19 protein-coding genes are annotated in these 20,332 nt (G+C 70.3%); 4 read left to right on the top strand and 15 right to left on the bottom strand.

The annotated features are described in order from the left end of the window. Positions 1-2: 2 nt before the first annotated feature. The 4 genes from QF035_RS30240 to QF035_RS30225 form a co-directional block, all read right to left on the bottom strand. The gene (locus tag QF035_RS30240) at positions 3-854 is read right to left on the bottom strand and encodes an ABC transporter permease (protein ID WP_307523663.1); all 852 of its coding nucleotides are present in this window, start codon (positions 852-854) and stop codon (positions 3-5) included. A 52-nt stretch (positions 855-906) separates the two neighbouring features. Beyond that, the gene (locus tag QF035_RS30235) at positions 907-1,857 is read right to left on the bottom strand and encodes an ABC transporter permease (protein ID WP_055616821.1); all 951 of its coding nucleotides are present in this window, start codon (positions 1,855-1,857) and stop codon (positions 907-909) included. A gap of 115 nt (positions 1,858-1,972) precedes the next feature. Continuing rightward, on the bottom strand, positions 1,973-3,634 hold the full coding sequence (locus tag QF035_RS30230) for an ABC transporter substrate-binding protein (protein ID WP_307523662.1): 1,662 nt from the start codon (positions 3,632-3,634) through the stop codon (positions 1,973-1,975). Beyond that, complete coding sequence (locus QF035_RS30225; RefSeq protein ID WP_307523661.1) at positions 3,631-4,812, bottom strand: C45 family autoproteolytic acyltransferase/hydolase; 1,182 nt, start codon at positions 4,810-4,812, stop codon at positions 3,631-3,633. The genes QF035_RS30230 and QF035_RS30225 overlap by 4 nt, the downstream gene beginning before the upstream one ends. A 121-nt stretch (positions 4,813-4,933) precedes the next feature. On the opposite strand from QF035_RS30225, the gene QF035_RS30220 reads away from it, so the two are divergent. Next, positions 4,934-5,839 carry a MurR/RpiR family transcriptional regulator gene (locus QF035_RS30220; RefSeq protein ID WP_307523660.1) on the top strand — a complete coding sequence of 302 codons (906 nt, stop codon included), beginning with the start codon at positions 4,934-4,936 and terminating at the stop codon, positions 5,837-5,839. A 3-nt stretch (positions 5,840-5,842) separates the two neighbouring features. Here QF035_RS30220 and QF035_RS30215 read toward each other — a convergent pair whose 3' ends face one another. The 3 genes from QF035_RS30215 to QF035_RS30205 form a co-directional block, all read right to left on the bottom strand. Continuing rightward, positions 5,843-6,721 carry a class I SAM-dependent methyltransferase gene (locus tag QF035_RS30215; RefSeq protein WP_307523659.1) on the bottom strand — a complete coding sequence of 293 codons (879 nt, stop codon included), beginning with the start codon at positions 6,719-6,721 and terminating at the stop codon, positions 5,843-5,845. Positions 6,722-7,028: 307 nt separating this feature from the next. Continuing rightward, entirely contained in the window at positions 7,029-8,930 is a 1,902-nt protein-coding gene (locus QF035_RS30210) for an AMP-dependent synthetase/ligase (protein ID WP_307523658.1), read from the bottom strand. 217 nt (positions 8,931-9,147) lie between these two features. Beyond that, the gene (locus tag QF035_RS30205; RefSeq protein WP_307523657.1) at positions 9,148-10,542 is read right to left on the bottom strand and encodes an acetyl-CoA C-acetyltransferase; all 1,395 of its coding nucleotides are present in this window, start codon (positions 10,540-10,542) and stop codon (positions 9,148-9,150) included. Positions 10,543-10,627: 85 nt separating this feature from the next. Here QF035_RS30205 and QF035_RS30200 point away from each other — a divergent pair, with 85 nt between their 5' ends. Together QF035_RS30200 and QF035_RS30195 are read left to right on the top strand one after the other, a co-directional pair. Further along, positions 10,628-11,980 (top strand): 3-oxoacyl-ACP reductase, encoded by a 1,353-nt coding sequence (locus QF035_RS30200; RefSeq protein WP_307523656.1) that lies wholly within the window; start codon positions 10,628-10,630, stop codon positions 11,978-11,980. Positions 11,981-12,146: 166 nt separating this feature from the next. Beyond that, entirely contained in the window at positions 12,147-12,995 is an 849-nt protein-coding gene (locus tag QF035_RS30195) for a MaoC family dehydratase (RefSeq protein ID WP_307531535.1), read from the top strand. A 12-nt stretch (positions 12,996-13,007) separates the two neighbouring features. Here the strand turns inward: QF035_RS30195 and QF035_RS30190 are convergent, their stop codons facing one another. From QF035_RS30190 to QF035_RS30155, 8 genes are all read right to left on the bottom strand, one after another. Then, positions 13,008-13,658 carry a TetR/AcrR family transcriptional regulator gene (locus QF035_RS30190; protein WP_307523655.1) on the bottom strand — a complete coding sequence of 217 codons (651 nt, stop codon included), beginning with the start codon at positions 13,656-13,658 and terminating at the stop codon, positions 13,008-13,010. Positions 13,659-13,709: 51 nt separating this feature from the next. Continuing rightward, positions 13,710-14,012, bottom strand: a complete 303-nt coding sequence (locus QF035_RS30185) for a DUF4229 domain-containing protein (RefSeq protein WP_307523654.1) — start codon at positions 14,010-14,012, stop codon at positions 13,710-13,712. Between the two features lie 119 nt (positions 14,013-14,131). Beyond that, on the bottom strand, positions 14,132-14,656 hold the full coding sequence (locus tag QF035_RS30180; RefSeq protein WP_307523653.1) for a GNAT family N-acetyltransferase: 525 nt from the start codon (positions 14,654-14,656) through the stop codon (positions 14,132-14,134). A gap of 182 nt (positions 14,657-14,838) precedes the next feature. Beyond that, positions 14,839-16,002 carry an aminofutalosine synthase MqnE gene (gene mqnE, locus QF035_RS30175; protein ID WP_190230997.1) on the bottom strand — a complete coding sequence of 388 codons (1,164 nt, stop codon included), beginning with the start codon at positions 16,000-16,002 and terminating at the stop codon, positions 14,839-14,841. Between the two features lie 96 nt (positions 16,003-16,098). Then, complete coding sequence (locus tag QF035_RS30170; RefSeq protein ID WP_055616806.1) at positions 16,099-16,554, bottom strand: Lrp/AsnC family transcriptional regulator; 456 nt, start codon at positions 16,552-16,554, stop codon at positions 16,099-16,101. Positions 16,555-16,626: 72 nt separating this feature from the next. Next, positions 16,627-17,301 carry a UbiX family flavin prenyltransferase gene (locus tag QF035_RS30165; protein ID WP_307523652.1) on the bottom strand — a complete coding sequence of 225 codons (675 nt, stop codon included), beginning with the start codon at positions 17,299-17,301 and terminating at the stop codon, positions 16,627-16,629. Positions 17,302-17,399: 98 nt separating this feature from the next. Continuing rightward, positions 17,400-18,308, bottom strand: a complete 909-nt coding sequence (mqnP, locus tag QF035_RS30160; protein ID WP_307523650.1) for a menaquinone biosynthesis prenyltransferase MqnP — start codon at positions 18,306-18,308, stop codon at positions 17,400-17,402. Then, positions 18,305-19,765: a menaquinone biosynthesis decarboxylase gene (locus QF035_RS30155; protein ID WP_307523649.1), complete on the bottom strand. Its 1,461-nt coding sequence runs from the start codon at positions 19,763-19,765 to the stop codon at positions 18,305-18,307. The genes mqnP and QF035_RS30155 overlap by 4 nt, the downstream gene beginning before the upstream one ends. Before the next feature lie 106 nt (positions 19,766-19,871). On the opposite strand from QF035_RS30155, the gene QF035_RS30150 reads away from it, so the two are divergent. Beyond that, positions 19,872-20,303, top strand: coding sequence for a PLD nuclease N-terminal domain-containing protein (locus QF035_RS30150; RefSeq protein WP_307523648.1), 432 nt, complete (start codon positions 19,872-19,874; stop codon positions 20,301-20,303). Positions 20,304-20,332 lie beyond the last annotated feature (29 nt).

The raw sequence follows: 20,332 nt of genomic DNA, 5'->3' as shown, positions 1-20,332 counted from the left end.
GCTCAGTCCTGACTTCCGAGGCGGTCGGCGGCCCAGACGCCGGCCACGTTGACGGACACGACGACCAGGGCGATGGCCGTGCCGGGGACGAGGGCGGGCAGCAGGGCGCCCTGGACGACGGCGGACTGGCCCTCCTGGACCATCAATCCCCAGTCGGAGGAGGGTGGTTGGGCGCCGAAGCCCAGGTAGGAGAGGGTCGCCAGGGACATCACGGCCTCGCCGAAGAGGACGACGAGGTAGCCGAGGACCGAGCGGCCCAGGTTGGGCACCAGGTGCAGGGCGCAGATGCGGGTGCCGCCCATGCCCTGGACGCGGTAGGCGTCGACGTACGGCTTGCGGACCTCGGAGAGGGCGAGCGAGCGGGTGTACCGGGCGACGGTCGGGGTGAAGGCCAGCCCGAGGGCGAGCACGGAGGTCGTGGTCCCGGTGCCGAAGACGGCGATGATCAGGACGGTGAAGAGCAGGCCGGGGAAGGCGTACATCACGTCGGTGATCCGGGAGACGAGGGCGTCGATCCAGCCGCCGTGCCAGGCCGAGAGCACACCGAGGGTGACTCCGAGCACGGCGGCGACCGCGAGGAGCAGGAGCGGTGCGATCAGGCTCGTACGGGCTCCGTGGAGCACCCGGGAGAGCAGGTCCTGGCCGGAGGAGTCGGTGCCGAGGAGGTGGTCCGCGCTGGTGCCGGCGAGGGACGCGGAGAGGTCGATGGCGTCGGGGGCATAGGGCGCGATCAGCGGGGCGAGGGCCGCCGCGAGGACGACCAGGGCGAGGACGGCGGCGGCGATCAGGACGCCGAGGGGGCGTCGGCGGGGGCGGGGGCCGGCCGCCACGGGCCGCAGGGCGAGGGTGGTCATGCGGTGCGCGCCTCCATCGGCCGGGCTGGGGTCGTTGTGGTCGTCGTGGTCGTCATGCGGGGCGCACCTCCTTGACGCGTGGGTCCAGCAGCGGGTGGACGAGGTCGACGGCCGTCGTCACCACGACGTAGCCGGTGACCATCAGCAGCAGGACCGCCTGTGCCACCGGGAAGTCGTGCGCGTTGATCGAGCCGACCAGGAGCGAGCCGATGCCGCTCAGCCCGAAGGCCGTCTCGACGACGACCGTGCCGGCGAGCATGCCCGCCATGACCAGGCCGCACATGGTGACGATGGGGCCGAGCGCGTTGCGCAGGACATGGCGGCGGATGATGTCGCGCTCCGGGACTCCGGAGGCGCGGGCCGCCTCCACGTGGTCGGAGGCGGCGGCGTCCGCCATGGCCTGGCGGGTGACCCGGCTGATGATCGCGAGCGCGCCGAGCGCCAACGACAGGGCGGGCAGCGTCAGATGGTGCAGGGTGCCCGCGATTCCCGTACCGCTGCCGGTCACCGGGAACCAGCCCAGTTGTACGCCGAAGAGCGAGACGAGTGCGATCGCGGCGACGAAGGACGGCACGGAGGCGGCGAGGGTCGTACCGCCGACGACCGCCGAGTCCACCCAGGTCGAGCGGCGCACGGCGGCCAGGATTCCGGCGCCGACGCCGAGGACGACGAAGAGCACAGTGGCGTACGCGACGAGTTGCAGGGTGGTCGGCAGGCGGGCGGAGACCAGGTCGCCGACCTGGTCGCTGTACTGGAAGGAGCGGCCGAGGTCGAGGTGGACGCAGTCCCACAGCCAGCGCCCGTACTGGACGACGAGCGGCTCGTCGAGGTGGTACTGCGCACGGACCGAGGCGAGCCGTTCGGGGGTGAGCTTGTCGCGCCCGCCCGCGAGGAACACGGCCGGGTCGCCGGGCGCCGCGTACACGGCGGCGAAGATGACGAAGGACGCGGCGAACAGAGTGGCCAGCAGACCGGCCAGCCGCCGGGATATACGAGCGAGCATCAGAATTTCTCCAACTGGGCGCAGTCGTCGAGGGCCGGCGCCGACCCGCGCCCCGTCAGGGGCGCGGGGAACTGCGCGACCAGCCACAACGAACCCGCAGCTTGCATTCCGGACTTCACTCGGCGCGCTTGGAACCGAGTTCGGCCGCCCACGGGTAGTACAGGTAGGCCTGTGATGCCGGCGGGCCGGTCAGTTTCGCGTCGAGGAGCAGGATCGTGGGAATCTGTGCGATCGGGATCCAGACCGCCGCGTCCGCGAAGCGCCGCTGCACGTCGATGGCGAGCGAGGCCCGTTCGGTGTCGTCGAGGGTGGCGAGCGCCTTCTTCACGTTCTTGTCGTACGTGGCGTCCTTGAAGCCGACCCAGTTGTTGGAGGAGTCGGACAGGCCGTTGTCGTAGAAGCCCATGGGGTCGGCCTTGGAGATGTACCAGTCGCCCACCAGCAGGTCGATCTCGTCACGGGCCTGCGGGTCGCTGTAGAACTCCTCGAACTGGGACGTCGGTACGGTCTTGATCTGCGCCTTGAGTCCGATGCGCTGGAGTGCGGCGCGTACGGCGTTGGCGGTGACGGTCCGGCCCTGGCTGGCGTCGGTGCCGATGACGAGGGGCGCTCCGGGCGCGCCCGCCTCCTTCACCAGCTTCTTGGCCTCGGCGAGGTCGTCGGCGCTGGGTGACGCGGGGGCCAGTGACGCCAACTGCTTCTGCGCGGACTGGAATTCGGCCTTCTCGTAGCCCCAGGCGCCGGAGCCGACGGGGGTGGCCCAGGGTTCGACGAGGCCGCCGTACCCGGAGTCGGCGATGCCCTTGCGGTCGAGGGAGAGGGAGAGCGCGCGGCGGATCTTCTCGTCCCCCAGGCCGCCGCGGGCGGTCGGGATGAGGACGAGGGAGGCGGTGGACGGCCCGTAGTGCTGGGCGATGTCCTTGTCCTTGAGGAGGGCGGCCGCCGTGTTGGGCGACTCGGCGTACGCGCCGTCCGCCGCGCCGGTCTTGAGCGCGTTCACGAGCGCGCTGTCGGCGGCCCAGCGGAAGACGACCTCGCGGGTCATCGGCTGCTTGCCCCAGTAGTCGTCGTACGCGGCGATGGTGATCGAGTCGCCGGACTTCCAGTTCTTCAGCGCGTACGGTCCGGAGCAGGCGTCCGGCCGGCCAGGGGTGCCGAAGTCCTGGCCGGCCTTCTCGACCTGTTCCTTGTTCCAGACGATTCCGGCGTCTCCGGCGAGGGCCTTGGTGAAGAGGGCGTCGGGGGCCTTGAAGCCGATCGTGATCTCGTCGGCGCCCGTCTTCTTCATCGAGGAGACGTTGCCGAACTCGTCGGACTGTTCCATGTCCGGGTCGGCGTGCCGCTTCAGGGACCACAGGACGTCGTCGGCGGTGAGCTTCGAGCCGTCGTGGAAGGTGACGCCGGAGCGGACGGTGAGGGTGAGGGTCCTGCCGTCGGTGGAGGTCTTCGCCGACGAGGCGAGGAACGGCTTGGTCGTCATGTCGGGCTGGAGCTGGTAGAGCCGCTCGCAGACGTTGGTGAGGACGACGCGGCCTGCGCTGGTGCCCTGGGTGTCGAGGTCGAGCGAGTCGGGCTCGTCCTCCAGGAGCCAGTCGGCCCTGGCGAGCGTGCCCTTGGCGGCCGAGGTGGTGGGGCTCAGCTGCAACTTGGCGGCGTCGGCGGATCCGCCGCCGGTGCCGCTCGTGGTGTCGGCGCCGCTGCAGGCGCCGACGGTGAGGAGGGTCGCTGCGGCGAGGACCGCCGTGGCGCCCCGCCTTCTGTCGCTGTGGGTCGTCATCCGGCATCTCCGTAAGGGCCGTCGTACAGGTTCCAGGGCAGGTGCTGGTAGTCGCGGTCGCAGGGCGTGCCCGCGGTCACGTGGTAGTCGCCGCCGGTCAGGTCGACGCAGGAGGAGACGAGCGTGGTCCAGTGCTGGACCGCGGGCATGCGGCTGTCGGGGTGGGTGCACAGCGACTCGGGAAGGCCGAGGTGGTCCGACATGGCCTGCTTGATCAGCTTGCGGCTCTCGTCGGGGCCGGTGGAGCCGCGCAGGACGCGCAGGCCCTGTTCGGCGCGCGGCACCCGGACCAGGGAGTCCGACGACAGGGGCCGGTAGCCGGCGGCGAGGGCGGCGGGGATGCCCGCCTGGTAGTGGTTGCCGTGCACGAGGAGTCCGTCGGTCGGATGCATCCAGCCGTGCCCGGCCGGGGTGGTCTCCAGGTCGATGGCGTACCCCTCGCGGCAGGTCAGCAGGGCGTTGCTGGCGATGTGCGCGCGGGTGCGGCAGAGCACTTCGAGGGCGTCGGTGATGGTGTGCTGGTCCAGGACCCGGCGTCGTACGACGGTCTGCGGCAGGCCCACCGCGTCGTCGAACCGTCCGCCCAGACCGTTCGCGTTGAGCGCGATCCCCGCCGAGTTGGCGCCCTGGCGGCCGATCTGGCCCGCCTCGACCTGCATGATCAGGGTGGGTTTCGGCGGCTGGACGACGCGGAGCATGACGACCGTGTCGGAGACACCGGCCCGCCAGTCCCAGTTCTGGCCCGCCCAGACCCGGCCGTCGCCGCTGGCCTCTCCGTAGGCGGCGAAGGAGGTGCAGCCCTCGGAGCGTTCCTCGACGGCCACCTCGGCCGGGGTCTCCAGCTCTTGCCGTCCTTCGGCCATCCTGGCGAAGGACCGGTCGTAGATGACCTCGCCGCGGGCGTTGAGGGCGAGCACGTCGAGCAGGTCCACGCCCGCGCCGTCGGCGATCCCCTGCATCTCCTCGACGAGGTCGGGGGCGTAGTCGCGTACGGGGTCCAGCCAGCGGGCGGCTCGTGCGGTCACCTGCTGCCAGGTGAGGCCCGACGAGTGGCCGAACGCCTCCTCGTAGTAGGCGAGCGCGGTGTGCAGCCGGGGGCGGACGGCTTCGCCGTACTGGCGGCCCCGGTTCAGGGGATTGCCGGAGATCTCGATGATGGGGAGGGTGCGGGGTGCCATTCTTCTCCTCGCGGTGGAGAGCTCTCCGCAACCGTCCTGTAACGTTGGTTACGAGATACTCTCCTTTTGGAATGCGTTGCCCAGGAGAGTAACGGCAATCACACCGGAGTCAATACCCGTAATGAATATTTCAGAGGAGTCGGGCGGCGGCGCGGGTCTCGCCCGGCTGCGCGCGACCGTGCGCGAGAAGTGGGATTCGCTGTCCGCCTCCGAGCGGGCCGTGGCGCAGCACCTGGTCACCGCGCCCGTGGAGTCCCTGCTGTTCGCGTCCGCCCAGGAGCTGGGCAGCGCGAGCGGCACCAGCAACGCCAGCGTCGTACGCACCCTCCAGCGCCTCGACTACGCGGGGCTGCCCGCGCTCAAGCGGGAGCTGGCCTCCGACTTCACCTCGTCGGTGGCGCCCGAGGTCCGCCTCCAGCAGCGCATCGCCCATGTGGGCCGAGACCTGGACGGCATCTGGGGCGAGGTCTTCGACGAGGCCCAGGAGCGGATCGAGCACGCCCGGCGGCTCACTCCCGGCGACGCGCTGCGGGACGCGGTCGGCATACTCGCCGAGGCGGCGGAGTCGGGCGAGATCCACTGCTATGGCGTCGCGGCCTCCGAACTGGCCGCCCGCCACCTGGCGTTGGCGCTCGGCCGCATCGGCTGCCGGGCCCGCCACCTCGGCGAGACGGGCTTCGCGCTCGCCGATCCGCTGCTCCGGCTGCGCCAGGGCGACGCGGTGGTCATCTTCCAGCCGGGCCGCGCGCTGGCCGAGCTGACGGTCATCACCGAGCGGGCGCGATCGGTGGGCGCCCGGGTCATCCTCGTCACCGACGAACTCGCCGAGCTGTACGGCCCCAGCGTCGACGCCGTCCTCACCGCCCCGCACACCCCGACGGGCATAACGACGGAGGCCCTCACCGCCCTCGTGGTCGCGGACGCGCTGCTGCTCGCGCTGACGGCTCTCGACGAGACGCGGGCGGTGGAGACGTCCCATCAACTTACGGCGTTGCGAGAGCAGTTGCTGAAAACGAAGCGGAAGTAGCTCTCAGGGCGAGGGAAGATCGGAGGCGCCCATCCCGGTGGTCCCTGCCGTGAGGACGGGCTGGAAGAAGCCGGTCTCCTCGGGGGTGTGCCAGGCGGGTTCCGTGAAGCCGGCGACGGTCGCGAAGCCGGTCAGCTGCCGCTGGGTGAGGGCCCAGTAGGTGGTGCGCCGCACGCGTACATCCCAGTTCTCGCCCTCCTGGCCGCTCGTCGACGATCCCTCCGGCGCTTCCTTCGGCGCTTCTTCCGGTGCTTCCTCCGGTACGAGCTGGAAGTGCTCCAAGTCGTAGCGCTCGCCGTCGTCGTGCCAGTGCCAGAGCTGGAACGTGACGGTTCGCGTGTGGGGTGCGGCCGGGCCGAGCTGGGGCGGGGTCGAGGTGGGGCGGTCGCGGCGGATCTCGTCGTACGGGCGGGTGCTGAGGACGAGCAGGCCGGTGGGGCGCAGGACGCGGCGCATCTCCCTGAGGGCCCGGTGGACGTAGTCCTCCGTGAGGAGGTGGGGGAGGGAGTTGTCGGCGCACACGACGACGTCGAAGCGTGCGTCGGCGAACGGGAGGCTCCTCATGTCCGCCACCGCCATGGACAGTCGGGCCCCTCGCGCGACAGCCTCCCGTGCCGCGCGGGCGACCGCCGCGGGGCTGATGTCGGTGGCGGTGACCCGGTGGCCGTGGCGGGCCAGGGGGATGGCCTGGGTGCCGATTCCGCAGGAGCAGTCGAGGATGTCGAGGGCCTCGACGGCGTGCGGGGTCGCCCGGTGGGTGCGGATGAGCGCGTCCAGGGCGCGGCCCTGGCGGGCCATCGAGGCGTCCCAGTCCGGGAAGATCAGGTGGTAGTCCGGGGCGAGCCGGTCGTAGAAGCCCGCCACCGAGGGGTCCTGCGGCATGCGGCCCAGGGTAGTGACAACCCTGGCCCGGGTTTTCTCGCCCCCGCCGCCCCTACCCTCCCCCACTCTCGGCTTCGCTCGAGCGGGGGGACCCCCATCGTCCCTGACTCAGGGGCTCCGCCCCCGAACCCCCAAAAGACTGCGCAGTTCCCCGCGCCCCTAGGTTTTCAGGGGCGCGGGGAACTGCGCGATCAGCCACATCCGGACCCGCACCCGACAATCGCACCCCACGGGGTCTGGGGCGGAGCCCCAGATGGACGGGAATGGGTAGGGGCGGCGGGGGCGAAGAAAAACCCCGGCCGGGGGCCTACTCCGCGTACAGTTCGTCTATTTCTCGGGCGAACTCTCTCGTCACCACGGCCCGGCGGAGCTTCATCGTCGGGGTCAGGTGACCCGCCGTCTCCGTGAAGTTCAGGGGCAGCACGGTGAAGCGGCGGATGGACTCGGCCCGGGAGACGAGGCGATTGGCGTCGTCCACGGCGCGCTGAAGGACGGCGAGAAGGTCGGGGTCGGTGACCAGCGTGGCGACCGGAACGTCCGACTTGGCGGTCATGCGGCACCAGTGGGCCATGCCCTCGGCATCGAGGGTCAACAGGGCGGCGACGTAGGGACGGTTGTCGCCGACGACCACGCACTGGTTGATGAGCGGATGGGCACGGAGCCAGTCCTCCAGCGGCGCGGGGGCCACGTTCTTGCCGCTGGTGGTGACGAGGATGTCCTTCTTGCGGCCGGTGATCGTGAGGTAGCCGTCGTCGTCCAGTTCACCGATGTCACCGGTGGCGAACCAGCCCTCCTGGTCGGCCGGGACCACCCCGCCCGCCTGCGGGTCCCAGTAGCCGCGGAACACATGCTCCCCGCTGAGCAGGATCTCTCCGTCCTGGGCGATCCGGACACGCGTGCCGGGCAGCGGCCAGCCGACCGTGCCGAGGCGTGGCCGGTGCGGGTAGGTGAGGGTCGTGGCGGCCGTCGACTCGGTCAGGCCGTAGCCCTCGAAGACCTGGATGCCCGCGCCGGCGTAGAAGGAGGCGAGGCGGCGCCCGAGCGGCGAGCCGCCGCAGACCACCTGGCGGACCTTCCCGCCGAGGGCCCCGCGGATACGGCGGTAGACGAGCGGGTCGTAGAGGGCGCGGGCCGCCTTGAGCTTCGTACCCGGCCCCGGGCCCGTGCCGTGCTGCTGGGCCTCCAGTGCCTCGCCGTAGCCGCGGGCAACCCGGGCCGCCCGGTCGAAGGAGGCGGCGCGGCCCATCTTCTCGGCGGTCGCGCGGCCGGTGTTGTAGACCTTCTCCAGCACGTACGGGATGGCCAGGAGGAAGGTCGGGCTGAAGCCGGCGAGATCGGCCAGCAGCTCCTCCGTACGGATGCTCGGCGCATGGCCCAGGCGGACCCGCGCCCGCATACAGGCGATGGCGACCATCCGGCCGAAGACGTGCGAGAGGGGCAGGTAGAGGAGCGTGGACGCCGGGTCCTTGAAGCTGGACTTGAAGACCGGGTGGAGCAGTTGGACGGCGTTGTCGACCTCGGCGAAGAAGTTGGCGTGGGTCAGCGCGCAGCCCTTGGGCCGGCCCGTGGTGCCCGAGGTGTACATGATCGTCGCGAGCGAGTCGGGGCCGAGGACGCCACGGCGTACCGCGACCTCCTGGTCCGGCACGTCACGGCCCAGCTCGGCGAGCCGCTCGGTGTGCCCCTTCTCGAAGATCCACATGTGGCGGACGTCGGGGAGCCGCTCGCGCTCCGGGCCGAGCGCGGCGGCCTGCGCCACATGCTCGACCGCGATCGCCACCGCGCCGGAGTCCTGGAGGATCCAGCGGGTCTGGAAGACGGAAGAGGTCGGGTAGACCGGGACGGTGACGAGCCCGGCCGCCCAGGCCGCGAAGTCCAGCAGCGTCCACTCGTACGTCGTACGCGCCATGATCGCGAGCCGGTCGCCGGGCTGCAGCCCCTCCGCGATCAGCCCCTTGGCGACCGCGAGCACCTCGGCCGCGAACTCGGCGGCCGTGACGTCGGTCCAGCGGCCGTCCGCGCCCTTCCGGCTGAGCACCGGGTCGTCGGGCGCCTCCTCCGCGTTGTCGAAGGGGATGTCCGCGAGCGAGCCGTGCGTCACGGCGTACACCATCGGAGGCACCGAGACCTCACGCACGACCCCGTCGAGCCGCCTGACCTCGGGTTCAGGGATGACGAGCTCGGGATTGTCGGAGGGATCGCGGGACACTGACGGCTCCTAACTCTTGCACTCCCCCCATTACGGACCTGTGAAGTGGCGGGTTCACCTGGGAAAGTGAGGTGCTTCTGTGCGGAAGAGTGAGAGGTTCGTGCACGTTCGGACGCCTGTTCATCTTTTGCCCAACATACCGACGCAACAAGGGCGTTGCCCGCGCATCCGCGGAGTTCGCCCCCTTCAGCCCCTCACGGGCGTTCGAGTCGGCCCCTCACGGGCGTTCCAGGATCGCCGTGACGCCCTGCCCTCCCGCCGCGCAGATCGAGATCAGTCCGCGCCCGGGAGCGTCCCGTTCGGCGAGCAGTTTCGCGAGGGTCGCCACGATCCGCGCCCCGGTGGCCGCGAAGGGGTGGCCGGTCGCGAGCGAGGAGCCCGCCACGTTCAGCCGGTCACGGTCGACCGTGCCGACCCCCCGCTTCTCCCAGGCCGCCAGCGTGGCCAGCACCTGTGAGGCGAACGCCTCGTGCACCTCGACGAAGTCGAAGTCGTCCAGGCCGAGCCCGGCCCGCTCCAGCATGCGCGGCACTGCGTAGGCGGGTGCCATCAACAGCCCGTCCTCGCCACCGGCCACATCGCCGTTCACGAAGTCGACGGCCGCCGTCTCGTACGCCGTCAGATACGCGAGCGGCGTCAGCCCGCGCGCCGACGCCCACTCCTCGCTCGCGAGCAGCACGAGTGCCGCGCCGTCCGTGAGGGGCGTCGAGTTCCCGGCGGTCATGGTCGGGGCCGGGCTGTCGGGACTATCGGGATTGTCTGGGTTGCCTGGGTTGCCTGGGGCCTTCAGCCCGAACACCGGCTTCAGGGTGGCGAGTTTGCCGACCGTCGAGCCGGGCCGGAGGTTCTGGTCGCGGGCCAGCCCCCGGAAGGGCACGACCAGGTCCTCGAAGAAGCCGCGCTCGTACGCCGCCGCCAGCCGCTGATGACTCGCGGCCGCCAACTCGTCCTGCGCCTCCCGGGTCACGCCCCACACGCGCGCGGTGACGGCCGCGTGCTCGCCCATCGAGAGGCCCGTGCGGGGCTCCGCGTTGCGCGGGATGTCCGGGACGAGGTGGCCCGGGCGGATCCGGGCGAGCGCCTTCAGCCGGGCACCCGCCGACTTCGCGCGCCGGACCTCCAGCAGGATGCGCCGCAGCTGGTCGTTGACGCCGAGCGGGGCGTCACTCGCCGTGTCCGCGCCGCCCGCGATCGCCGACTCGGTCTGGCCGAGGGTGATCTTGTTGGCCGCCGCGACGACAGCCTGGAGGCCGGTCCCGCAGGCCTGCTGGATGTCGTACGCGGGGGTGCGGGCGTCCAGCCTCGACCCGAGCACCGTCTCGCGTGCGAGGTTGAAGTCCCGGCTGTGCTTGAGCACGGCCCCGGCGACCAACTCCCCCACCGCGCCCGGCTCTTCGAGCCCGAAGCGGCTGAGGCGTCCGACGTGCTCGACGAGTCCGTCGACCGCCGCGGTCAGCATCTCCTGGTTCGAGGCGGTCGCGTACGGGCCGTCCGAGCGGGCGAAGGGGATACGGGTGCCGCCGACGACCGCGACGCGACGCGGCCGCGTCGTCCGGAGGGGCTCCCCGAAGGGTTCCCGGATGGGTTCCGGCAGGGGTTCAAGGGGGCTCATCTCGACCTGCTCCTCACCGTGACGTAGGCTTACCTCCGGTAACCTTACTCCAGAGTAAGAATACGACCGAGCTGGGAGTTGGACGATGGCCGACCGCTACCTGAGTCTCACCGGCACCGCCCCCGGCCGGTTCCTGACCCGCCGGCTCGGGCTGCCGCAGCCGGTGCGGTTGCGGCGCTGGAGCGCCGAACAGCCGTCGCTGCAAGGGGAGTTGCTGCATCTCACCGCGGGCAAGTCCGACCAGGACCTCGCGCCCGTCCTGGGCCGGTCGGCGCCGCTCTCCGGTGGCGAGGGGCCGCGCTCCGGCGGTGACAGGCCCGTCGCCGTCGTCCTCGACGCCACCGGTGTCCGTGACATCGACGGGCTGGCCGAGGTGCACGCCGCCCTCCACCCCGTCGTACGGTCGGTCGCCGAGAGCGGGCGGGTCGTGGTGCTCGGCGCGCCGCTGGACCCCGCCGACCATCACCAGGCCGCCGTCCAGCAGGCCCTCGAAGGGTTCGTACGGTCCCTCGGCAAGGAGATCGGGCGCGGACGGACGGTGAATCTCGTACGGCTCTCGGATGCGGAGGCCGCCGAGTCGACGTTGCGGTTTCTGCTGTCGCCGAGGTCCGCCTATGTCAGTGGGCAGGTGATCGAGGTCGGCGGCCACGGTGGCGTTGACAGCGGGGGTGGCGGCGGGTCGGCCGGGTCCGAGGATCCGGAGAAGCCCCTTGCCGGGCGTACCGCGCTGGTCACCGGGGCCGCCCGCGGGATCGGTGAGGCCGTCGCCGCGACGCTGGCGCGGGACGGGGCGCTGGTCGTGTGCCTCGACGTGCCCGCCGCCGGAGGCGATCTCGCCACCGTCGCCGAGCGGCTCGGCGGGGTCGCGCTGCCGCTCGACATCACGGCGGACGACGCGGGGGCGCGGATTGCGGACGCGTTGCCCGGCGGGCGGCTCGACGTGCTGGTCCACAACGCGGGGATAACGCGGGACCGGAGGCTGGTCAACATGCCTGCGGAGCGGTGGAGTTCGGTGCTCGACGTCAACCTTGCGAGTGTGCTCCGCACGACCGATGTGCTGCTGTCATGTGGCGCGCTCCGAGCGGGTGGACGTGTGGTCGCCACCGCGTCCATCGCCGGGATCGCGGGGAACGCCGGGCAGACGAACTATGCCGCGTCCAAGGCGGGGGTTGTGGGGCTGGTGCGGTCGCTCGCCCCTCGGGCGCTCTCGGAATACGGGGTGACGGTCAATGCGGTCGCTCCCGGGTTCATCGAGACGAAGATGACTGCGGCTGTTCCTTTGTTCATTCGTGAAGCCGGGCGGCGGATGAACTCGCTTGCGCAGGGTGGGTTGCCGGTTGATGTGGCTGAGACGACGGCTTGGCTCGCGAGCCCTGGAGCGGGGGCTGTGAACGGGCAGGTTGTTCGGGTGTGCGGACAGAGCCTTTTGGGGGCGTGAGGGGTTGGTTTGTTGTCTGCGGGTGCGTTGGGGCTGGTCGCGCCCACGCGGCGGAGCCGCAAATCGACACAGCCCCGCGCCCCTAAAGACCAAAGACCACAAGCAGCCCGCCCCCACTCGAACCGGAAGAAAGGTCAGGTCAGCGATGGACGACGTAGAGGGCTCGATGCGTACCCAAGTTCTCGACGGTTCGCCGCGCCTTTGGCCCTTGCTTGCCCGGGGTGCTTTTCTCTCGCTCTTCAAGCGGGCCCGGGCGGGAGTCACCGCACCCCGGACCCGATTGGTCCTCCCGGGCGTTCGCATCGATCTGGGGAAGCTCGCCGCGTATGAGCGTGCCTGTGGATTCGGGGTGGGGGCGGACGAGTTGCCCATTACCTATCCGCATGTTCTCGGATTTCCGTTGGTCATGCGGCTGATGAGTGAGCGGGCCTTTCCGTTGCCGTTGCTCGGACTGGTGCACACGTCCGTCGGGATCACCCGGCGGACGGCGACGGCGGCGACCGGGGAGTACGAAATTGCCGTGTACGTCGATGAGTTGGTGCCCCATCGGCGCGGGACCGAGGCCGTCGTCGTGACGGAGATGCGGGCGGGGGGCGAGCTCGTGTGGGAGTCGCGGAGTACGTATCTGGCGCGGCACCGCACCTCGGCGGGGAGCGCGGGCGGGCCGACCGCGTCCGAGGAGCGCAAGCCGCTGCCCGTCGTGGCCGAGTGGGCGCTCGCCGGGGACGTGGGGCGGCGGTACGGGGCCGCGTCCGGCGATCGCAACCCGATCCACCTGCACCCCCTCACCGCCCGGCTGTTCGGCTTCCCCCGGGCCATCGCGCACGGCATGTGGACCGTGGCGCGGTGCCTCGCCGAGCACGGAGTGCCTCAAGCGGCCGTCGTCCGGGCGGAGTTCAGGGCGCCGGTGCTTCTGCCGGGGACGGTGTCGTACGGGGCGGAGGGTGCCGCCTTCGAGCTGCGCGGGGCGGGTGGCCAACTGCACCTGTCCGGAGAGGTCCTTCCGGTGCTCTGACGCGCGCCCGCTCTACTGGGCCGACCCGTGCTCCGACCAGGGTCTCCCCTCCATCAGGCCTCCCAGGCCCGCCCAGGCGAAGTTCATCAGGGTCGTGGCGGCCTGCCGGGCTGAGACGCCGGGGGTGGCGTTGGCCCAGGCGGCGAGGGACTCGGCGGCGCCGACGAGGGCTTCCGCGAGGCCGGCGACCTCTCGCTCGGGCAGCGACGGGTCCCGGTGCGCCTCACGGGCGGCCACCACGATCAGCTGCGTGACGAACGCGACGATCTCCTCGCGCATCGCGGCGAACTCCGCGGCGAACGGCTCCCCGTGCGTACGCGCCTGGAGGTGCAGCACGGCCCAGCCGTCCGGGTTCTGCGCGGTGTGCGTGAAGAACGCCCGCAGCCCGTCCCACAGTTGTCGGTCGGCGGGCAGGTCCTGCTGGACACCCGCACGCACGGCCGCGGTCAGGGCGGCCGCCTCACGCCGGATGCACGCGGTGAAGAGGTCTTCCTTGGAGTTCAGGTACAGATAGACCAGCGGCTTGGACACACCCGCCAGATCGGCGATCTCGTCCATCGACGCGGATCGGTATCCCCGCTGCCCGAAGGTCTGCACCGCCGCGTCCAGCATCTGCTGTTCCCGCACGGCACGTGGCATCCGCTTGCTCTTCACTGCACCCATACGAGCAAGAGTACGAGTTGTCCGTGGACAGCCCGGCGGAGTTGCCGGTCGTTACGACGTCTGGCCCTGGGCCCGTGTCACCTCGTCCGCCGCGTCGTCCTCCTGGCTGCGGTTGGCCTCCAGGTTGGACTTGACGCGGTCGACGCGCTCGACGATCTGGATCGAGGCGCGGTCGCGCTCCTTGCGCAGGACGACGAAGCTGATGGGGGCCGAGATCAGCAGGGAGAGCAGGATGATCCACATGCCGTTCGAGTCGCCGAGCCCGCGCGGGGCGATGCCGGAGTAGACGAGGCCCCAGACGACCACGAGGCAGCCCGCCAGGATTCCCAGGCGCATCAGTGTGTAGCGGAGCATCTCAATCCACTCTTCCGTGTCGAACGGCTTCGAAGGGGTCCGAAAGTCCCCGACATTCCCAAAGGGCACCGTCCAGTCAAGCACGCCCGGCACCCGATCTTGCAGGGGGGTGCGGGGAGTCAGGTGAGCGGCAGCAGCATGAAAACGTCGTCGCGGTCGTCGCCGGGCGCGACGCGTATCGCGTCCGGTATGCGGCCGACCTCCTTGTATCCGCACGAGCCGTAGAACCGCTCCAGGCCGTGCCCGCCCCGGCAGGTGAGCCGGATCGCCTCGATGCCGTCGAGGGTGCGGGCCGCGTCCGCGGCGGCGGCCAGCAGGTCCCGGCCGTACCCCTTGCCCTGGTGCTTCGGGTGCACCATCACCGTGTAGAGCCAGACCCAGTGGGTCATCAGCCGGTGGGTGTTGAAGGTGAGGAAGGCGGTCGCGGCCACCTTGCCCTCCTCGTCGAACCCGGCCAGGAGCCGGGCGCGGCCCTCCGCCATCGCCACGAAGTGCTTCACCAGCTCCGGCCGGATCACCTCGCGGTCCACCGGCGCCACGAACCCGACGGCACCTCCCGCGTTGGAGACGTCCGTCCACAGATCGAGAAGACCGTCACGAACCTCGGCGGTCACAGCCGGATCGAGAGCGAAGGTAAGGGCCATGCGGCCAGATTAGCCATTACGCCACGCCGGCCTCAAGCGAGCCCCGACGTCACGTACGTCACCTCACACCGACGCGCCCCGTCTTTCGTCTTCGGGGGCGGTAGCCCTTGCTTTCAGGGGCGCGGGGAACTGCGCGACCAGCCCCCACCGGACCCGCACCCGACCACTCACGCCAAAGAACGTCAGACCCTCATCGGCTGAGGCGACTCGCGACGCCCCGCGTCCGGACCGTCGTACTCGCGAATGATCTCGTAGCGAGTGTTCCGCTCGACCGGACGGAACCCGGCGTCACGGATCAGGTCGAGCAGATCCTCACGAGTCAGCTTGTTCGGCGTGCCGTAGTTGTCCGCGTCATGCGTGATCTTGTACTCGACGACCGACCCGTCCATGTCGTCCGCACCGTGCTGAAGCGCCAGTTGCGCGGTCTGCACACCGTGCATGACCCAGAAGACCTTGACGTGCGGCACGTTGTCGAACAGCAGCCGTGAGACCGCGAAGGTCTTCAACGCCTCCGCACCGGTCGCCATCTGCGTCCGCGCCTGGAGGCGGTTGCGGACCTTGCCGTCCTTCACGTCGACGAAGTCGTGCTGGTAGCGCAGCGGGATGAAGACCTGGAAGCCGCCGGTCTCGTCCTGCAGCTCGCGGAGACGCAGGACGTGGTCGACCCGGTGACGCGGCTCCTCGATGTGCCCGTACAGCATCGTGCACGGGGTCTTGAGACCCTTCTCGTGCGCGAGGCGGTGGATGCGCGACCAGTCCTCCCAGTGGGTGCGGTGGTCGACGATGTGCTGCCGGATCTCCCAGTCGAAGATCTCGGCGCCGCCACCGGTCAGCGACTCCAGACCCGCGTCGATCAGCTCGTCCAGGATCTCGGACGCCGACAGACCGCTGATCGTCTCGAAGTGGTGGATCTCCGTGGCCGTGAAGGCCTTCAGGGAGACGTCCGGGAGCGCCTTCTTCAGTTCGCTGAGCGAGCGCGGGTAGTAGCGCCACGGCAGGTTCGGGTGCAGGCCGTTCACGATGTGCAGCTCGGTGAGGTTCTCGCCCTCCATCGCCTTGGCGAGACGGACGGCCTCCTCGATGCGCATCGTGTACGCGTCCTTCTCGCCCGGCTTGCGCTGGAACGAGCAGTAGGCGCACGACGCGGTGCACACGTTCGTCATGTTGAGGTGGCGGTTGACGTTGAAGTGGACGACGTCGCCGTTCTTCCGCATCCGCACCTCGTGGGCGAGCCCGCCCAGCCAGGCCAGGTCGTCCGACTCGTACAGCGCGATGCCGTCCTCGCGGGTCAGCCGCTCACCGGCCCGGACCTTGTCCTCCAGCTCGCGCTTGAGCCCGACATCCATGCTGCTTCTACCTCTCGTAAGTGACGAACCTTGTCAACCGTACTCCCCCACCCTTCGGGCGGGAGGGGCCCCCATCAGGCACTTCGTGCCTGCGCCCTATTCCTCTTCGGGCAGCTCACCCACCCGGTTCTCCCACTTCGTGGAGAGCACGATGGTCGTACGGGTCCGGGAGACGCCCTTCGTCCCCGACAGCCGCCGGATGGTCTTCTCCAGACCGTCCACGTCGGGCGCCCGCACCTTGAGCATGTAGGAGTCGTCACCGGCGATGAACCAGCAGTCCTCGATCTCGTTGAGGTCCTTGAGCCGGTGCGCCACGTCCTCGTGGTCGGTGGCGTCGGAGAGCGAGATGCCGATGAGGGCGGTGACGCCGAGGCCGAGCGAGGTCGCGTCGACCGTCGCGCGGTAGCCGGTGATGACACCGGCGGCCTCCAGGCGGTTGATGCGGTCGGTGACGCTGGGTCCCGACAGACCGACGAGGCGTCCCAGCTCCGCGTAGGAGGCCCGGCCGTTCTCCCTGAGGGCCTGGATGAGCTGCCTGTCCACCGCGTCCATGCGATCGATAGCCTTCCGCTGAAAAGTTCCTGAAGTGATGCCCTGAAGTGATGCGTGGGTACTGCGCGTTGCTCAGGTCGTGCGTGAGCCGCCGCCGAGTTCGCCCTCCCAGCGGCGGTAGAGCGTGTGCCCGACGCCCGCCGCGTCCAGCACGCGCCCGGCGACGAAGTCCACCAGGTCCTGGATGTGGGTCGCTCCCGCGTAGAACGCAGGGGAGGCCGGCAGTACGGTCGCGCCCGCGTCGTCCAGTGTCACCAGATGCCGCAGGGTCTGCCCGTTCAACGGGGTCTCGCGGACGGCGACGACCAGCCTGCGCCGCTCCTTGAGCGTGACGCTCGCGGCGCGCTGCAACAGGTCCTTAGAGAGGCCGAGCGCGACCCCGGCGACGCACGCGGTGGAGGCGGGCACGATCAGCATGCCCTTCGAGGCGTACGAGCCCGACGACGGCCCCGCCGCCAGGTCCCCCGCGCTCCAGTGCCGTACGTCGTCGACGTCCACCGCGAAGGTGCCGGGCTTGCCGTCGGCCCCCCGGCCGAGCCACTCCCGGAGGTCCTCCTGCCAGTGGCCGTCCCGGAAGCTGATCCCGGTCTCGTCGAGCAGTGTGAGCCGTGAGGCCCGCGAGACGACCAGGTCGACGCTCTCGCCGGCCGCGAGGAGGGCACGCAGCACGGCAGCCGCGTACGGCGTTCCGGACGCGCCGGAGACCCCCACGATCCAAGGCCGACGCTGAGTTTCTCCTGCGTTCACACCCTGAGCCTACCGGCGGGCCGCCCGGAGCTCAGGACCGGCCGTGCTTGCGTCCGGTCCACGGGCCGCGCCGTACTCACACGGCACCCGCACGGCACTCACACGGTCAGACCGCGCACCAGCAGATCGAGCAGCGCGCACGCGAACAGGGCGATGCCGATGAAGCCGTTGACGCTGAAGAAGGCGCGGTTCACCCGGGAGAGGTCGTGCGGTCGGACGATCGAGTGCTCGTACAGGAACGCGCCCGCGACGATCACCAGGCCGATCCAGAAGAAGGTGCCCGCGTCGGTGGCCAGCGCGTACCAGACGAAGAGCGCCGTCGTGAGGGTGTGGCAGACGCGCGCGCCCCAGACGGCCGCCGGGATGCCGAAGCGCGCCGGGACCGACAGGACGCCGATCTCGCGGTCCGTCTTCACGTCCTGGCAGGCGTAGATGAGGTCGAAGCCGCCGATCCAGATGCCGACCGCGAGGCCCAGGATCACCGCGTCCCAGGACCACTCACCGGTGATCGCCAGCCAGCCGCCGATCGGCCCCATCGCCTGCGCGAGACCGAGGATGGCCTGCGGGAAGTTCGTGAACCGCTTGCCGTACGGGTACACGACCATCGGGATGACCGCGATGGGCGCCAGCGCCAGGCACAGCGGGTTGAGCAGGGCCGCGGCGCCGAGGAAGAAGACCAGGGCGACCAGCGCGCCCGTCCACGCGTGCTTCACGCTCATCGCGCCGGTGACCAGCTCGCGATGGGCCGTACGGGGGTTGCGGGCGTCGATCTCCCGGTCGATGATCCGGTTCGCGGCCATGGCGAACGTCCGCAGGCCGACCATCGCGACGGTCACCAGCAGCAGCCGGCCCCAGTGGATGTTCCCGTCCACCGTGAACATCGCCGTCAGCGCCGCGATGTACGCGAAGGGCAGCGCGAAGACGGAGTGCTCGATCATGACGAGGCGCAGGAACGCCTTGGTGCGCCCCGGCCGGGGCTGGGGGATCGCGGCTGATGCACTGCTCACGAGAGTCCGTACTCCTTCCACCGGCGGTCGACCTTCGCCGCCGTCTCCGGGTCGGACAGCACCATGTCGGGCCAGCCGCCGTCCCGTGTGTACCCCTCCTCGGGCCACTTCCTCGTCGCGTCGATGCCCGCCTTGCCGCCCCAGAACTGCTGGTACGAGGAGTGGTCGAGGTGGTCGACCGGCCCCTCTACGACGGTGAGGTCACGGGAGTAGTCCGTGTTCCCCAGCGCGCGCCACGCGACCTCGTGCAGGTCGTGGACGTCGCAGTCGGAGTCGACGACCACGATCAGTTTGGTCAGGGACATCATGTGGGCGCCCCAGACGGCGTGCATCACCTTCTGGGCGTGCTTCGGGTACTTCTTGTCGATCGCGACGATCGCGCAGTTGTGGAAACCGCCGGCCTCGGGGAGGTGGTAGTCCACGATGTCCGGCACGATGATCTTGAGGAGGGGGAGGAAGAACCGCTCCGTCGCCCGGCCCAGCGGACCGTCCTCCGTCGGCGGCCGGCCGACCACGATCGACTGGAGCAGCGGCCGCTTGCGCATCGTCACGCAGTCGATGGTGAGGGCGGGGAAGGGCTCCTGCGGCGTGTAGAACCCGGTGTGGTCGCCGAAGGGTCCTTCCGGGAGCATCTCGCCGGGCTCCAGCCACCCCTCCAGTACGACCTCGGCCTGCGCCGGGACCTGCAGCGGCACGGTCTTGCAGTCGACCATCTCGATCCGCTTGCCCTGGACGAACCCGGCGAAGAGGTACTCGTCGATGTCGCCGGGCAGGGGGGCCGTGGACGCGTACGTCACCGCCGGCGGACAGCCGAAGGCGATCGCGACGGGCAGCCGCTCGCCCTTCCGCGCGGCCACCTGGTAGTGGTTGCGGCTGTCCTTGTGGATCTGCCAGTGCATGCCGATGGTGCGCTTGTCGTGGCGCTGGAGGCGGTAGAGCCCGAGATTGCGGATACCGCTCTCCGGGTCCTTGGTGTGGGTCAGGCCCAGGTTGAAGAAGGACCCGCCGTCCTTGGGCCAGGTGAAGAGGGCCGGCAACCGGTCCAGATCGACCTCGTCGCCCTGCAGCACGACCTCGTGCACCGGCGCGTTGTCGGACTTGATCTTCTTCGGCGGTACGTGGGTCATGGCGCCGAGCTTCCCGAAGGCCTCGCGCACGCCGATGAACCCCTGCGGCAGCTCGGGCCTGAGCAGTCCGCCGATCTTCTCGCTGATCTCCTCGTACGACTTCAGGCCGAGCGACTTGAGGAGCCGGCGGTCCGTCCCGAAGACGTTCATCGCGAGCGGCATCGCCGACCCGCGCACGTTCTCGAAGAGCAGGGCGGGGCCGCCCGCCTTCTGGACGCGGTCGACGATCTCCCCGACCTCCAGATACGGGTCCACCTCGGCCTTGATGCGCTTGAGGTCGCCCTCACGCTCAAGCGCCCGGAGCAGGGAGCGAAGATCGTCGTAAGCCATGCGTTCCAGTATCGGCTACTCGCTACGCTGAACCTGTAACGGGGGCCGCTCACCCGGCCCCGATCTCGCACGCATCTCCACTCTCCACACGCAGGGGGACCGCCGAATGCTTCGGGTGCTGATGATTCTGGTGCCGTTGGGGCTCAGCATCTATGCGTTCATCGACTGCATCACCACCGACGAGAAGGACATCCGCTACATCCCGAAGCCCCTCTGGGCGATCCTCGTGCTGCTGTTCCCGCTCGTCGGCTCCATCTCCTGGCTGATCGTCGGCCACCAGCGCAAGCCGCGCGGCCTCTCCTCCGGCCGGGGCGGCTGGGTCGCGCCCGACGACAACCCGGAGTTCCTGAAGTCCCTCAAGGACGACAGCGGCGAGAACGACAGCGGCAAGGACGACGACCCGGCGGACGCCGTGACGGACGACGAGGCGCACCTCAAGAACTGGGAGGACGACCTCCGCCGCCGCGAGGAGGAGCTGAAGCGCCGCGAGGGCGGTTCGGGCGACGGCCCGGACGACTCCACCCCGCCGAAGCCCTGACGTGGAGTTCTGAGACGCAGTTCTGAGAC

The organism is Streptomyces umbrinus, from assembly GCF_030817415.1.
Lineage (GTDB): Bacteria > Actinomycetota > Actinomycetes > Streptomycetales > Streptomycetaceae > Streptomyces > Streptomyces umbrinus_A.
The sequence above is the reverse complement of the archived record's forward strand: the minus strand, read 5'-3'. Positions and strand labels throughout refer to the sequence as shown.